Raw genomic sequence first — 14,290 nt, forward strand, 5'->3', positions numbered from 1 at the left:
TTCGACATATGTCGGTGGCTGAAGTCTTCACACAGCGAGACCCTGTCTCCGGTCCTGTGTACTACGCCCTTGTTATGTTGACCGCTCTTGCCCCATGGTGGTTAAGCCGCACTTCTCCGCATCAAATGAAAGAGGATCGCGCCTAACGTGCGCATGAACTCGGACCGGCGTTGCCTTGACACGCGTCATGTGACACCGCACGCCTGGCGTGTGATCAAAACCCTTGCGGATAAGCGCACCCAGGAGTTCTTTGCGACGGGCGTTGCCAAGCGGTTTCCGCCGGAGGTGGCCTGGCGCGCCGCCCGCAAGCTCGAGTATGGCGACCTGGCCGCTTCGCTCGACGATCTCAAGGTGCCGCCGGGCAATCGTTGCATGCGCTCAAGGGCGACCGCTTGGGCCAGCACGCGACCGCGGTGAACGACCAGTGGCGCATCTGCTTTCGCTTTGTCAATGGCGACGCCTACGATGTCGAGGTCTGCGACTACCACTGAGCCGGAGCAACGACTGATGAGTATCCCGAATTCCCGTGTGATGAAGCGGCGGCCCACGCAGCCCGGTGAGATGTGGCGCGAAGACTTCATGCCGGACTACGCCCTGACGGTCGCCGGACTGGCGGAGGCGCTCGGCGTGTCGCGGCGGTCGATCAATGAGTTGCTGCGCGAGCGGCGTGCGCTCAGCCCCGGGATGGCGTTGCGCCTATCGCGGCTGTTTGGCAACGCCCCCGAATCTGGCTCAACGCACAGCGCAGCGTTGATCTGTGGGAGGCTGGTCAAGCGCTCAAGGACGATGTGGCGTCGATCAAGCCTCTGCGCGCTTTATGCCTTTGGCTGCAAGTGAACCAAAACGTTAGGCCTCATGAACACGACTGTTTGCTCAGGTTGCGGCATCGAACTTCCCGCGCATGACGGTCCGGTTCATCGCTACATTGAATCCAGCCCTTCTTGTTGGGCAAAGTACGGCGAGCTGCTCGCTCGGGAGTATCAGGACCCTGCGTACATGGCAGCGCACCGCTTGACCGTTGACACGTACGCTGTTCAGCATCCAGGAAAACCTTCGCCGCAGGCCTTGCAGTCGGTCGCCGTTCATCTCATCTCACTGCATGCCGTACTTGAACTTGCAATGAGTTCAACCGAGGCAACGTCCCTCATCAAGGTATGCGCAGAAAGCGGACGCTTCACTTGGCTTGCGCCTCCGCGTGGTGCGTACAGGCTAACCGTGATGCATCCTCTTGCTGCAACAACGGCAAGCGAGCATCTTGTCGCTGTACGCCAATGGGCGGTGTCCACTTGGGAGGCTTGGGCACAGCATCATGGCCAAGTACGTGCCTGGGCCGCCCAGCATCGGAAATGAGGACTGACCACTCGCTCAAGCCGATGCGCTACGGCAGCCACCGCCTGGCTGCTCTGGGCCACACTGGTTATCGTCCCTCCGCGGCCAGTCGGCGGTCTGCCTCCGCGCGCGGCTCAGCTCGAACGTTAGGCCTCACAGACCCCACCAACTGCCGTATGTCCGGTCTGCCAACCCTTCACTTCTTCTGCAGAAAGCCGGAGCCGGCAAGACGACTGTCGCATCCCGTGTCGCGCAAGAGTTCAGCGCGATCCTGATCTCCGAAGACATCTGGCTCACCCAACTGTTCGGCGATCAGATGAAGACCTTCGGCGACTACATCAAGTTCTCACAGAAGTTGAAGACCGTTGTTGGCCCGCTTGTCGTGGACCGACTGACAACCGGTCAGTCTGCGCGGCTGGACTTCCAGGCGAATACAAGGACCGGGCGAGCTTGGTTCCGATCGGTGTTTGAGCAGGCAGGCGCTGCGCACGTCCTGCACGGCGTGAACACGCCCGACGAAGCGTGTCTGTCACGGATTGCGAAGCGCAACGCCGAGCGACCCGAAGGTTCCCATCACCTGACGGAGGAGGACTTTGTCTGTGTCTCGTCGTTCTTCCAAGCACCGGAGGAAGCTGAGGGCTTCAGCGTCAAGAGCCACGCAGCGGGAGCGCGGTGAAGCCTAACCCTTCACTCGAGCGGACTGCTACGGCTACGCAGCTTGGCCCTTCCAGGGCCAGCCAGTATTGTCCCCTCTAGGGACAAGCCACTCCGCCGGGGTCAGCCACTCAGCTCAAACGTTGTGCGAGAGGAGATATGAGTATGAGAATGAAGTATTACCTACTCCTGTTACTGGCAGCCGTACTCATGGGCTGCTCGGGGAATGCGCGGACTGAAGCTCAGACCCCTCCCCAAAAAAACGATGCAACGGCCCCGGCGTCCAATGCCGTGCCCGTGCCTGGCACATCGGTGAGCCTCCCGCCTCCTGCGGGTTTTGTTGTATCCGATCGATTCCCTGGATTCATGAAGAAGTCAACAGGCTCATCCATCATGGTTTCAGAACTCCCAGGGCCATATGTAGAAGTCACGGCGGCGTTCACGAACAAGAAGCAAATGCAGAACCGAGGCATGACGCTTCTCGACCACTCATCGGTCACAGTTGATGGCCAGCGGGCGGTTTTGCTTGACGTGGAACAGCCTGCCTACGGCACGCTGTTCCGGAAATGGATGCTCGCCATCGAACGCCCGGGTGGCACAGCGCTCATCGTTGCGGCGTTCCCCAAAGCCGAGGTGAAGCAGGGCGAAGAACTCAAGGCAGCGATCCTCGCTGCTACCTTCGGAAAACGGAGTGACCCGGCCGATGCTCTCGCGTTTGTTGTGACACCAGTCGCTCCATTCCAAGTGGCTAAGGTTATGGGCCAGAACATGATTTTGTCGCCCGATGGTCAGCTCTCCCTGAAAGACGAGAATCAGCCGTTCCTGGTTCTCGGTTTGTCGGCGTCCGAAGATCTCACCATAGCCGACCAGAGAGCATTCGCGGAGCATCGTGTGTCCAAAACTGCGACCATCAAGAGCATCACGGTCGAGCAGACGTCCCCGATCACCATTGGAAAGCTGTCAGGCTTCGCCACAACAGCAAACGGAGTCGGAGAGAATGCGGCTACGCCGCTCACCATCTACCAAATCTTGCTCTTCGATAAATCGGGATACTGCGTGATTCAAGGCATCACACCAACAGCCCAGAGAGACACCTATATCCCAATCTTTCAGCAGATTGCTAAGACGTTCAGGATGAAAGAATCGCACGACAGACGTTAGTCCACCTCGCACACGCCAATGCAAAGAACCTCAAACATCACCTTCGGCGATAACGTCCGGTTGCGTTCGACACCGGAGACTGAAGCGTTGGGCGTAGCTGGTCAGGTCGGTCAGGTTTACGGCGAGACCAAGCCATCTATTACTGGTGTCACGGTTATCGGGCAGCCTACCAAGGACGAGGCTCTCAATGTTCACGTTGAAGGATGGACGGACACGCTCTGGTTCGCGCCCGAGCTGCTTGAGTTTGTTGATCACGCTGCCGGGGCTGAGATTCGACTCGACGGAGTTCCGAAGAAGTGGACGCGGAACGCGAGCGGTGAGTGGGTCGAGTCATCAGGCAAGAAGCCGTGGTTGAAGTTCTGGTAACGTGGCCTAACCATACGCTGCAGCGAACGGCGGCGGACCATCGCCGTTGCAATCGGCGGGCTTCGTGGCCGCCGTCACTGAACTTGAGTCGTTGGGTAGACCATAGGGGGTGCCGCGAGTGAAAGCATTCGTCCGATTTGTGCAGCGTCAGGCAGAGCAGCAGCTGCGAGTCCCGGCCGACTACTTGCGGCAGCTAGGCGACACGTCGTTCTCGGGCTTCCTGAAGTTTCTTATGATCCTTCCGGTAGCAGCGCACCGCCGCCGGTCCGATCCAGCGCTCATTCATGCCGTCAGGATCGCTGCCACCCAGGATGAGGACTGCGGTCCATGCGTCCAGATCGCCGTGAACGCCGCGCTCGACGACGGAGTCGAGCCGGACATCATCAGGGCTGTCCTAGACCGGAACCACGACCAGATGCCTAAAGAAGTAGCGCTCGTACTGAAGTTCGCGGAAGGCGTGCTGGCCAGAGACGGCTCCGAGGAGGAGGCTCGGGACGAGATCGTGAGGCAATTCGGGCAGACGGTCGTCACGGAGTTGTCTCTCGCCATTGCGACCGCACGGGTGTTCCCCTCCCTGAAGCGAGGCCTTGGGTTCGCGCGTAGCTGTGCGTTGGTGGAGGTGGCGGTGGAGTCGCGGCGGAAAGGCCACCCAACAAAGAAATAAACCTGACGAAGTCCGCGCTCCCCGCTCGTTGCCGCGTCCTTCGCAGGTTATCCCTGGTGTTCCGTGTCACAGAGATGCGTCTTCTGAATATCCTGAGACTGCGCTTTTCGCCACCGCGAATTACCGACCCGAATTTCGGTAGCCTGCTGTTCATGTATATCCCGACCGCCCCGGAGCGGTCTTATTGGGAAGGCGAGTGACTTTTCCCCAAGACGCAAAGCGTTGTCTCCATCGGCCTACTTGGTGGCGAGAGTGGCCCCTTGCCTGAATCGCGTCAGTTCTACCTAGATCTTCCTAGCCGGTTTGAGGGAGTTCTTGCGGCCGCACGCCCCAAACTGGCGGAGGTTATCAGAAGTTGGCTCCATAAAGAGTTGCCTGAGGACATCTTTACCGTGGTGAAGCTTGCCGGTTTTGCGGTTGAAGGTCCGAAAGCTCGGCCTGTTGAGTGGGACATTTCGTTTGAGACCACCGGCGAACAGTGGGTGGGAATTGTCATTCCCGTTCAGGGAGACACGCCTCAAGAGGCAGTGGTGGACACGTGACACCGAACCAGCCCTTCCAGCGGCCGGCCACCGGTGCCGCTGCGCGGCCTTGGTGGCCGCCCACTGAGCTTTGGCGTTGGGCGTCCACAAGACTTGGTATGAGGAGTGTAGAGAGCGATGAACACGATACTCGGCGCTAATGGCGTCATTGCTCAAGAGCTGTCCCGGGCACTTGTTTCATTTTCCCCGGCCATCCGACAGGTGAGCCGTAATCCTCGAAAGGTAAATCCGACCGATGAGACGGTCGGGGCCGATTTATTGGACGCCCAAGCGACCGCAAACGCCGTATCAGGAAGTAAAGTTGTTTACTTGGTAGCCGGTTTGAAGTACGACACGTCTATCTGGCAAGAGCAATGGCCCCAAGTGATGCGCAATGTCATTGATGCCTGCATACATCACGGCGCCCGGCTGGTGTTCTTCGACAACGTTTATGCCTATGGGCGCGTGGACGGCTTGATGACGGAGGACACGCCATTCAACCCGATCAGCAAGAAGGGCTACGATCTCACCGAGCGCTTTTTCCAGGCAGTCCGAGACCACCGGCGCGGGTATACGAGCGAAGGCCCTGAGCGGGCCGGAAAGGATGTTCTCCTTGGTTCGGTATTCCCTGACTACCCGAAGCCCGACAGTCCGGCTGACTTCGTCTCCAAGTGATGACATCACCCATGGCACGTAAGCGCCTTGAGCATGGACGGGAGCCCATGGGAGACTTCGTCCAGAAGAAAAAAGGCAAGGACGAACCGAGAGCAGTTCAGCATACTTTGTTCGATCCGCCGCCAGGTAAGCTAGTGAAGAAGCATCGCAAAGGTGAGCGAGAAGAAGAGGCCACGGGCTAACAACCTGTCGCAGCGGCGGGCCGCTGAACCGGAGCGTTAGGCGGCGGAAGAGGATGGTGAGTGATGAAGGTAGTCATTCCAGGTGGGAGTGGACAAGTTGGGATGATCCTATCTCGCTCCTTTGCCGACGAAGGGCACGAAGTCGTTATCCTCAGTCGCGGCGTGAGTAAGTCCCCCTTCCGCGTAGTCCACTGGGACGCAGAAACCCTCGGTCCGTGGGCAGACGAATTCGATGGGGCCGATGTCGTCATCAACCTAGCCGGCCGCAGTGTCAACTGCCGCTACAACGCGGCCAATCGCCGCGAGATCACTGAGTCGCGGGTGAAATCGACCGCAGTAGTCGGACAGGCTATAGCGAACACTGCTCGCCCACCGCGGGTTTGGTTGCAATCCAGCACGGCCACGATCTACGCGCACCGCTATGACGCGCCCAACGACGAGACGATGGGGATCATCGGCGGGGCCGAGGAAGGGGCGCGGGCTACTTGGCGGTTCAGTATCGAGGTTGCGAAGGCGTGGGAGCAGGCGGCAAACGACGCCGACGTGCCACGCACCCGGAAGGTGCTGTTGCGGTCGGCAATGACGATGAGTCCGGATCGAGGCGGTGTGTTCGATGTGTTGCTCAGGCTGGTGCGATGGGGGCTGGGCGGCACCAACGGCGATGGGCGGCAGTATGTGTCGTGGATTCATGACGTGGACTTCACCCGGGCCGTCCGCTGGCTGATCGATCACGAGCTGGATGGGGCCATCAACCTGGCGTCGCCGAACCCGCTGCCGAACCGTGAGTTCATGCGTGCCCTGCGGTGGGCGTGGGGGGCACGGTTGGGGCTGCCCGCGACACGGTGGATGCTCGAACTCGGGGCGGTGTTCCTCCGAACGGAGACCGAGTTGGTCTTAAAGAGCCGGCGGGTCGTCCCTGGCCGGCTTTTGCAGTCCGGATTCACCTTCCAGTTCCCAGACTGGACCGGGGCGGCGGAAGACCTGTGCCGAAGGTGGCGAGAGGCGAATGGCAGAAGTGCAAAGCACGCCGAACCAGGCGCTGCACCTGACCGGCAGGGTATGTAGGCTTTCCCAGATTCGTAGCTCACTCGGCCCCCTCCGCTGTTCAGAACTGAGTGACAAGCAAAGAACATCAGAGCATTGAGAGGCGGATGTTCGGTAGAAACAATCTCCTTTTCATTCGCTGATAGAGGGTTAAAGATGCATGTCACTAGCAAGTGGAGCGAGAGATGGGTTTGGTGAGTAACCGGTTACAGATCCAGTGGGCTTTTCAGCGGCTTGAGGTCGGACTTGATGGTGTGGGGGTATAGATCATCGTGGTGCGGACATCACTGTGACCCAGCATCTGCTGGATCTGGCGGATATCGTAATTGGCTTGCAACAGGTGGGTGGTGAAGCTGTGGCGTAAGGTATGCGGTGAGCTCGCTTCGGGATCCATGCCCTCAAGGCGGCAGCTTTGATGGCTCGCTGAATATCAGTTTCTTGCACATGGTAACGACGCAGTTCCCCTGTTTCCTTGACCCATGTCAGGCTGGGAGCAGGGAAAAACCATTGCCAGACTAGCTCTCGCGCCGCTCCTTTGGCTTTCTTGTCAAAATTTCCCGGCATAAATACCCCGGCATACCCTCTGGCTAAGTCCTCCTAATGGAGAGCTTTGATGCGCTCCAATTGCGCTTGAATCTCACCCTGAATACTTTCGGGTAAGGGCACTGCCCGAGATTTCCCCCCTTACCAAATTGCACCGTGAGCATACCGGTATCAAAGTTGAAATTATGCAACCGCAAAGCTAGAGCCTCTGAAAGACGCAAACCGTATCCATCAAGGAGCATCCCCATCAACTGATAGGGCGGCGTCACCTGTCCGATGAGTGAAGCCACTTCTGGGCAAGAAAGCACCGTGGATATCGACTGCCTGCGTTTGGCTCTGGGGGTATCCGCAAGCTCACGCTCGAAGACGTGTCGAAAGAGGAACCGTAGGGCGTTGAAGGCTTGATTCTGGGCTGAGGCAGAGACCTGCTGTCGTACCGCCAAATCCGTTAGAAACTGCTGGACATGTTGGCTTGTGACCTCTAATGGTGGCTGCTTGTCTAAAAACCGGCAGAGTTTCCACATCTAGGTTGATTAAGCCTTTAGGGTCTTGGGTGAGTTATGACGCAGCATAACCTGCTTTTTGAGCTTGTCAGCCACTTCCTGCCAAGAATCCCGGTCGGATCCGGCTTTTTCTGGTTGGGGAGTAAGCTCCCCGCGGTCACCATCGGTACTGCTTCAGCGATGGGAGCGACTGAGTTCTCGTGGCGGTGATAGGTTTCGTGGTTTCGGACTGGGCTTTTCCCCTTTCAATAGATAAGGAGGCCATCGAGATGGCTCGCAACTTGCTCGTGCTTGCCTGTTCCGACGAGATTCAGGGTGATATTGTAATCACTGGTCATCCTGGCCAGGGATTCGTCACGCTCTTGGGGTACAAGAATTGGCGTCGTGATGCCGACAGTCGAGACCCCGCGGCCGAACAACTGATCCGCCCTACGGCATCGGATGAAACGCCGTAACGGGTACTTGAACCAAACAGGAGAACTGCACCGTGGCTTTCACTGCTCAAGCCGAAGCGCCCCCCCTTCGTGAAGATGCCGCCGGCGCTTTGCGCGTGGGCGATTCACGCGTCCTGCTAGAGTTGGTCATTCGGGCGTTCCAAGATGGCGCGACCCCGGAGACGATCGTGCAGCGGTACTCCACACTAGCGCTCCCCGACGTGTACGCCGTCATTGCCTACTACTTACGTCATCGCAGCGAAGTCGAGGGGTACTTGGCCCGACGCGAGCAAAAGGCCGAAGAAGTTCGGCAACGGCTCGAAATTCAGCAAGGCGACTTGAGCGACATCCGCACTCGCCTGCTCGCCAACCGACAGCCGTGAGGATCAGCCATATTGCGGCTGCTGACGGACGAGAACTTCAATGGCGACATCGTGCGCGGCTTGTTGCTGCGTCAACCAGACCTCGACATCGTTCGCGTGCAGGATGTCGGCCTTGCCGGTTCGGATGATCCAGACATCCTGGTCTGGGCCGCTGAGAACAACCGCATTGTCCTGACACACGACCGCGCTACCATGTCGGACTACGCGTATGAGCGAGTGGCCGCAGGAAAGGGCATGGCCGGCGTTTTCATCTTGAATGACCGGTTTCCTGTTGGGCGTGCCATTGAAGAAATCCTGCTGCTGGCGGCATGCACCGAACAAGCAGAATGGAGCAACCGCGCGGTTCATGTGCCGCTTTGAGGGCCAACCGTGCCGAACGAATCGCTGCAGCCGACGGCGGGGGCATGTAGCGATTCTGGGGTTCACAGCTCACCGCGCCCCCGCGGCTGCTGAGCTTTATCGTTAGGCGCTCAGGATGGTGGGAACCCCGTTCGAATCGCACGATGGAGTCAGCAGTGGTGGGGCTCGAATCGTCTGACCAGTACATTTGGTACGTGCGCGGTCTCGCGTTGCTTCACGCTCTCATAGTGGCGATTACCGTCGCGGGTGGTCTGGCGATCTTCACAGGAAGGTTCCGCCATGCCCGTCTTGATGACCTGTTCGCCTGGGCCTTCTTCGCGTGCTGCGTTGGTCAGCTCATCTCGCTTGTGCTTACTGGTGGATGTATTCTCACTAGGTGGCAACGGGAGCTGTTGTTGCGTGCAGGAGAGACAGAAGCGTTTTCCGGGACGTTTCTCCAACGTTACATGCCATGGCTTCCTAACTGGTTCGCGGTCAGCGGCGTGCCGCTGCTGTCACTGGCTGCATTGGTGGGAGCGACCGTTCAAGTAGTAGCCACCATCAGAAGACGCCGACGGAGGGGGTAGCCACACGTGGAAGCGCAATACATCAAGTGGCCAGCAACGGCTTTGTGGCGACTAACAACCGGTTGCAGCGGACAGGCCGCTGCGCGGCCCGCCGCTGAACCGGAGCGTTAGAGCGCACAACCCTACCGAGCCATGTTTGACGTATTCACAGAAGAAGTTGAAGTTCTCATCAAGGATGGGATTGCCAACCTCTATTGGTACAAAGGCGACCTACAAAAGGCGTGGTTGCGGTCTGGCGTTTCCACCGCAGTTCGCGACGAGATCGTCGGGCTGAAATCCGAGGAAGGCCGGGAGCTATCGAAGCGCCGACAAATGGACGCACTTTACGAGCGCCTTCGCAGTGGCGATTACAACCGGCGCTTGGAGATTTCAAGAAATTTCGTTCGTATCCTCATCGAACACACAGGCTTCACTCCGCAAAGTGAAAAGCATCGAGTTGAAATTGCAGAGCGAAGCGCTCTCAAGCTACGGGAGCTAATCCGCCAACAGGAGAAGGATCGCGAGTATCGCGATAGCATCCGAGCCAGCGCAGAAAAAGCATCCCGTGAAACCTACGAGTCAAAACTCGGAGAACTTCGTATCAAGTTTGCCGAGGCACACGCTCTGCCCCCACAGAAGAAGGGCTACGCACTGGAGAAACTGTTTACCGAGCTTATGAGAATCAGCGGTATTCCCGTTGAGGAGCCGTTCAGGATCGAGGGCGAACAGCTTGATGGTGCGGTGAAATACGACGGGCACTACTACTTGGTAGAACTGAAGTGGGGCAAAGGGAAAACAGAACCAAAAGAGATCGGGCACTTCTTCTACAAGGTCGATGGAAAGCTTCAAGCTAGGGGGCTTTTCATTGCTATGAATGGGTTTTCCGACGGTGCGATAGCTAACCTACCGAAGGGGAAGGAACTGAAAGTACTGCTGCTCGATGGCAACCACTTCACCAATGTCATCTACGGGCTTTACAAGTTTCAGGAGCTTCTGGAGCATGCCATTCGGCAAGCATCTTTGCGCGGCGAAATCTACTGTGCGCATAACCTACAAAGCTAAGTGCGCTCTAACCCTGCGGTGCAGGGGACGCTGCGCGGTAAAGCCGCGCAGCGCCGGTGATTTCAAACATTCGGCAGAAAGGAGTATCCCCATATGAAAATTGCATTTATTGGTTATGGGCAGGTCGGCGCTCCGTTGGCAGACCACCTGCAACGTCTTGGGCACCACATTACGTTGGCGGCCAACGACCCGAATTCCGAGAGCGTGAAAAAAGCTCTGACGAAGAATGCTAACCTGAAGGTTGCCGCACCGAGGGTTGCGGTCAGTGATGCGGAGGTTGTTTTCCTCGCTACGCCGTTCCAAGCCAACGAAGCCGCACTCAAAGCGGTTGCTGATGAGATAAGGGGAAAGATTCTTATCGACTGCACCAATCCGGTTGGCGCCAACCTCAGCCACGGATTGAATAGCGTTCAGTCCGGTTCGGAGATGGTTCAGGCACTCGTTCCATACACCAATGTAGTCAAGGCGTTTACGATCTACGGTTTCGAGAACTTCGAGGATTCCTCCTACCCTGGTTACAATGTCAAGCCAGCAATGATGTACTGTGGTAAGGATTCCGCAGCCAAGGAGACGGTCGGAGAATTGATTGCACAGCTTGGCTGGCACCCGCTCGATGTTGGCGGTCTGGAGCAGGCGTTGCATTTGGAGCATATGACACTCTTGTGGGTGCGTATGGTTCGCATAATGGGTCACTCTCCCAACCTGGTGTGGGCCGCCTTATTCCGATGAGACGCAATCCCAATGCTGAACAAGGCGCTCCACCGGACAGCAATTCCGCTGCGCTCCATTGCCGCCGGTGAGCTTGGACGTTGGTCCGCTGAGAAGTCGCCAAGGAGAATCGAATGAAACTCGGGTACACCATCGTCTACGTGCCTGATGTGGCAGGCTCGTTGGAATTCTTTGAGAAAGCATTTGGGCTTTCAAAGAAGTTTCTCCACGAGAGCGGTACGTACGGAGAACTCAATACCGGAGAAACCACGTTGTCCTTTGCGTCACATGAGCTTGGCGATCTAAACTTCCTCGAAGGGCATGTACAGGCCCACAACTCAGCCCAACCGCTTGGTTTTGAAATTGTGCTTGTCACCGGGGACATTCCGCTTGCTCACGAAAAAGCTCTAGCGGCGGGAGCGAAGGAACTCGCTGCGCCTGTAGCCAAGCCGTGGGGTCAAGTTGTGTCATACGTGCGCTGCCCCGATGGAATACTGGTCGAGTTATGCACTCCGATCGGAGCATGAAGTGGGCAGCAGATACAAATCACCTGCCATAAAGCGACCCAACTCATCATTCCACCGGACCGCCTCCGGCGGCCGGTGAATTCAAACGTTAGACGGCAGCCACCACTCCGCCTCACTGACGGCACAAATTCCCTCGAGATGGACCTCGCCACCTGGGACGGCGATGCGTTCGCCACAGTCGCGATCGAGTCGCGCGGGTACGCGGGGCGCAATGATATGCATGTCTTTTCCGAGGCATTTACGGATTTCTGCGCGTCTCTGATTGCGCTGCAGCGTACCCTGAAAGAGGAGGCGCGGCTCACCGGTGTCATGCCGGACGAATTGGATATCGTCTTGGCTCCGGCAGATACTCTTGGGCACATTGCTGTTAAGGGCCCGGGGCATCATGTACAAATGGCACACACCAGCTTTGGCACGTGGTGTATTTTGGGTTTCAAATCGAGCCAAGGCAGCTCGACGCTACAGCAAGGCAGCTCGACGCTGCAGTAAAGATACCCTGGGTCGCCGAGCATGCCGTTTACCAAATCGTTGGAGCGGACGCGTGAGGGATAAAGTGCCACGCTCATACAAAACGGTGTGCGCGCCGCTCAACTCAACCGTTGGGCGTCCGCAAGGGTTGGTATGAGGAGTGTAGAGAGCGATGAACACGATACTCGGCGCCAATGGCGTCATTGCTCAAGAGCTGTCCCGGGCACTTGTTTCATTTTCCCCGGCCATCCGACAGGTGAGCCGTAATCCTCGAAAGGTAAATCCGACTGATGAGACGGTCGTGGCTGATTTATTGGACGCCCAAGCGACCGCAAACGCTGTATCAGGAAGTGAAGTTGTCTACCTGGTGGCCGGTTTGAAGTACGACACGTCTGTCTGGCAAGAGCAATGGCCCCAAGTGATGCGCAATGTCATTGATGCCTGCATACATCACGGCGCCCGGCTGGTGTTCTTCGACAACGTTTATGCCTATGGGCGCGTGGACGGCTTGATGACGGAGGACACGCCATTCAACCCGATCAGCAAGAAGGGCGAAGTCAGGGCAAAGATTGCAACTAGGCTGCTAGATGAAATGCGCCGTGGCAACCTGCAGGCGATGATTGTGCGTGCGGCCGACTTCTATGGTCCCAATGTAGTAAACAGCTTTCCACACGCTACGGTATTTGAGCGTCTCAAGGCAGGAAAAGCGCCGCGGTGGATAGGCAATCCGCATGCCGTCCACACCTTTACATATACGCCGGACACCGGCCATGCGTTAGCCGTGCTAGGAAGATCACCGGAGGCATATGGCCAGACATGGCACCTGCCAACGACTAAGGAGCCGCTTACAGGGGCAGATTTCGTGCGTTTGGCATGCGAGTTGGCAAATCAGCCCTACAAGCTGCAAGTAGCACCCCGTTGGATACTGAGGCTCATGGGTATCTTCATGCCAGTGCTTCGTGAAAACGAGGAAATGATGTATCAGTTTGAATATGACTATCGCTTTGATAGCAGCAAGATTGAGTCCGCATTTGGCTTGCATGCGACGCCATACCGCCAGGGCATCAGGGAGTCATTGGGGTCTGGGACACAAAGCAGTGCATAACAACACGCCCAACCAGTCATGCCAGCCGACCGCCTTCGGCGGCGGCTGAATTCGCACATTAGACGCCGCAGTCCCCCCATATGCCCCTCGATCTCTCTGACACCCTAGTCGTAGGCATCACGACCACTGCATTGTTCGACATGACGGAGTCGGACAATGCCTTTCAGTCCAGCTTCAAAGAAGATCGTGCGAAGGCGGTCGCAGACTACCGCGACCATATGCTCAAGCATGAGCACGAACCGCTCGTAGATGGCACTGGCATGCCGCTTGTCCGTGCTCTGCTAGCCCTCAACCAGTACCAACCGGACTCACAGCCGCCACTGGTGGAGGTTGTCGTTATGTCTCGCAACAGCCCGGAGACCGGGCTGCGTGTTCTTCACAACATCAGGCGACTTAATCTTCCGATCACTCGCTACGCCTTCACGGGTGGCGAGTCCGTCACCGCGTACCTGGATGCCTTCGATGTGGACCTATTTCTCACAACGCGACCCGCGGATGCCCAGCAGGTGACTGATGCCGGCACCTGCGCAGTCGCACTCGTAAAGGCACCACCGAGCGACATGGCGCCAATCCCAGAAGGACAGGTGCGAATTGCGTTTGATGCAGATGCCGTCTTGTTTGATGAGAGCAGCGAACTCCTGAACAAGGTCGAGGGATTGCCGAGCTTCCACAAGAACGAGGACCTGAACCAGAACTCTCCAATGCAGGAGGGCCCGTATGCTCAGTTCCTTCGGAAGCTCTCCCGCCTTCAAGGTCGGCTTCCCTTCAATGTGGAATTCTCGCCTGTCCATATTGCGATCGTGACGGCGAGAAACGCTCCAGCGGAGATGCGCGTGATCAAGACATTGCGGCACTGGAACATCTACGTCAACGCGATGTTCTTCCTTGGTGGCGTTGAGAAGGCTAAGGTGCTCAAGGCATACAGGCCCCACATCTTCTTCGACGACCAAGACTCACACCTTGAGCCGGCGGCCAAGCACGTCCCATCGGCAAAAGTCCCATACAAGACCACCTCTCCCCTAAAGGCTGTTACCGGTGGTGACGGCTTACCTTGAA

Annotated in this window: 19 protein-coding genes and 1 pseudogene; 18 read left to right on the plus strand and 2 right to left on the minus strand. The window is 57.6% G+C overall.

Annotated elements, in window-relative coordinates; all coding sequences use genetic code 11:
• Positions 1 to 210: 210 nt before the first annotated feature.
• The 10 genes from J8C06_RS13795 (at position 211) to J8C06_RS13835 (ending at position 6,617) form a co-directional block, all read left to right on the plus strand.
• On the plus strand, positions 211 to 417 hold the full coding sequence (locus J8C06_RS13795) for a type II toxin-antitoxin system RelE/ParE family toxin (RefSeq protein ID WP_455423722.1): 207 nt from the start codon (positions 211 to 213) through the stop codon (positions 415 to 417).
• Positions 418 to 507: 90 nt separating this feature from the next.
• Positions 508 to 837, plus strand: coding sequence for a HigA family addiction module antitoxin (locus J8C06_RS13800; protein ID WP_455423723.1), 330 nt, complete (start codon positions 508 to 510; stop codon positions 835 to 837).
• A gap of 18 nt (positions 838 to 855) precedes the next feature.
• On the plus strand, positions 856 to 1,350 hold the full coding sequence (locus J8C06_RS15470) for a DUF5946 family protein (protein WP_407064915.1): 495 nt from the start codon (positions 856 to 858) through the stop codon (positions 1,348 to 1,350).
• Positions 1,351 to 1,534: 184 nt separating this feature from the next.
• Positions 1,535 to 2,005 carry an AAA family ATPase gene (locus J8C06_RS13805; RefSeq protein ID WP_281423867.1) on the plus strand — a complete coding sequence of 157 codons (471 nt, stop codon included), beginning with the start codon at positions 1,535 to 1,537 and terminating at the stop codon, positions 2,003 to 2,005.
• Between the two features lie 344 nt (positions 2,006 to 2,349).
• The gene (locus J8C06_RS13810) at positions 2,350 to 3,144 is read left to right on the plus strand and encodes a hypothetical protein (protein WP_211430007.1); all 795 of its coding nucleotides are present in this window, start codon (positions 2,350 to 2,352) and stop codon (positions 3,142 to 3,144) included.
• A gap of 18 nt (positions 3,145 to 3,162) precedes the next feature.
• Positions 3,163 to 3,510 carry a hypothetical protein gene (locus J8C06_RS13815; RefSeq protein WP_211430008.1) on the plus strand — a complete coding sequence of 116 codons (348 nt, stop codon included), beginning with the start codon at positions 3,163 to 3,165 and terminating at the stop codon, positions 3,508 to 3,510.
• 118 nt (positions 3,511 to 3,628) lie between these two features.
• A complete protein-coding gene (locus tag J8C06_RS13820; RefSeq protein WP_211430009.1) occupies positions 3,629 to 4,174 on the plus strand; it encodes a hypothetical protein in 546 nt (181 codons plus the stop codon).
• A 260-nt stretch (positions 4,175 to 4,434) separates the two neighbouring features.
• On the plus strand, positions 4,435 to 4,716 hold the full coding sequence (locus tag J8C06_RS13825; protein WP_211430010.1) for a hypothetical protein: 282 nt from the start codon (positions 4,435 to 4,437) through the stop codon (positions 4,714 to 4,716).
• 117 nt (positions 4,717 to 4,833) lie between these two features.
• Positions 4,834 to 5,370 carry an NAD(P)H-binding protein gene (locus J8C06_RS13830; protein ID WP_211430011.1) on the plus strand — a complete coding sequence of 179 codons (537 nt, stop codon included), beginning with the start codon at positions 4,834 to 4,836 and terminating at the stop codon, positions 5,368 to 5,370.
• 245 nt (positions 5,371 to 5,615) lie between these two features.
• Positions 5,616 to 6,617: a TIGR01777 family oxidoreductase gene (locus tag J8C06_RS13835; protein WP_211430012.1), complete on the plus strand. Its 1,002-nt coding sequence runs from the start codon at positions 5,616 to 5,618 to the stop codon at positions 6,615 to 6,617.
• A gap of 205 nt (positions 6,618 to 6,822) precedes the next feature.
• On the opposite strand, the pseudogene J8C06_RS13840 reads toward J8C06_RS13835, so the two are convergent.
• Both J8C06_RS13840 and J8C06_RS15475 read right to left on the minus strand, forming a co-directional pair.
• Positions 6,823 to 6,999 (minus strand): annotated as a pseudogene (locus tag J8C06_RS13840) (tyrosine-type recombinase/integrase); the annotation flags it as partial.
• A gap of 184 nt (positions 7,000 to 7,183) precedes the next feature.
• On the minus strand, positions 7,184 to 7,663 hold the full coding sequence (locus J8C06_RS15475) for a tyrosine-type recombinase/integrase (RefSeq protein WP_211430014.1): 480 nt from the start codon (positions 7,661 to 7,663) through the stop codon (positions 7,184 to 7,186).
• Between the two features lie 466 nt (positions 7,664 to 8,129).
• Between J8C06_RS15475 and J8C06_RS13850 the strand changes: the two genes are divergently transcribed.
• From J8C06_RS13850 to J8C06_RS13890, 8 genes are all read left to right on the plus strand, one after another.
• Positions 8,130 to 8,459, plus strand: coding sequence for a DUF433 domain-containing protein (locus J8C06_RS13850; protein ID WP_211430015.1), 330 nt, complete (start codon positions 8,130 to 8,132; stop codon positions 8,457 to 8,459).
• A gap of 12 nt (positions 8,460 to 8,471) precedes the next feature.
• Positions 8,472 to 8,819 carry a DUF5615 family PIN-like protein gene (locus tag J8C06_RS13855; RefSeq protein ID WP_455423724.1) on the plus strand — a complete coding sequence of 116 codons (348 nt, stop codon included), beginning with the start codon at positions 8,472 to 8,474 and terminating at the stop codon, positions 8,817 to 8,819.
• Between the two features lie 698 nt (positions 8,820 to 9,517).
• Complete coding sequence (locus J8C06_RS13865; RefSeq protein ID WP_211430017.1) at positions 9,518 to 10,426, plus strand: restriction endonuclease; 909 nt, start codon at positions 9,518 to 9,520, stop codon at positions 10,424 to 10,426.
• 93 nt (positions 10,427 to 10,519) lie between these two features.
• Positions 10,520 to 11,155, plus strand: a complete 636-nt coding sequence (locus tag J8C06_RS13870; protein ID WP_211430018.1) for an NADPH-dependent F420 reductase — start codon at positions 10,520 to 10,522, stop codon at positions 11,153 to 11,155.
• 113 nt (positions 11,156 to 11,268) lie between these two features.
• A complete protein-coding gene (locus J8C06_RS13875; protein WP_211430019.1) occupies positions 11,269 to 11,661 on the plus strand; it encodes a VOC family protein in 393 nt (130 codons plus the stop codon).
• 138 nt (positions 11,662 to 11,799) lie between these two features.
• Positions 11,800 to 12,150 (plus strand): hypothetical protein, encoded by a 351-nt coding sequence (locus J8C06_RS13880; protein ID WP_211430020.1) that lies wholly within the window; start codon positions 11,800 to 11,802, stop codon positions 12,148 to 12,150.
• Between the two features lie 151 nt (positions 12,151 to 12,301).
• On the plus strand, positions 12,302 to 13,234 hold the full coding sequence (locus tag J8C06_RS13885) for an NAD-dependent epimerase/dehydratase family protein (protein WP_211430021.1): 933 nt from the start codon (positions 12,302 to 12,304) through the stop codon (positions 13,232 to 13,234).
• Positions 13,235 to 13,314: 80 nt separating this feature from the next.
• Entirely contained in the window at positions 13,315 to 14,289 is a 975-nt protein-coding gene (locus J8C06_RS13890; RefSeq protein ID WP_211430022.1) for a 5'-nucleotidase, read from the plus strand.
• Position 14,290 lies beyond the last annotated feature (1 nt).

Source organism: Chloracidobacterium validum, from assembly GCF_018304825.1.
Taxonomy (GTDB): Bacteria; Acidobacteriota; Blastocatellia; order Chloracidobacteriales; family Chloracidobacteriaceae; genus Chloracidobacterium; species Chloracidobacterium validum.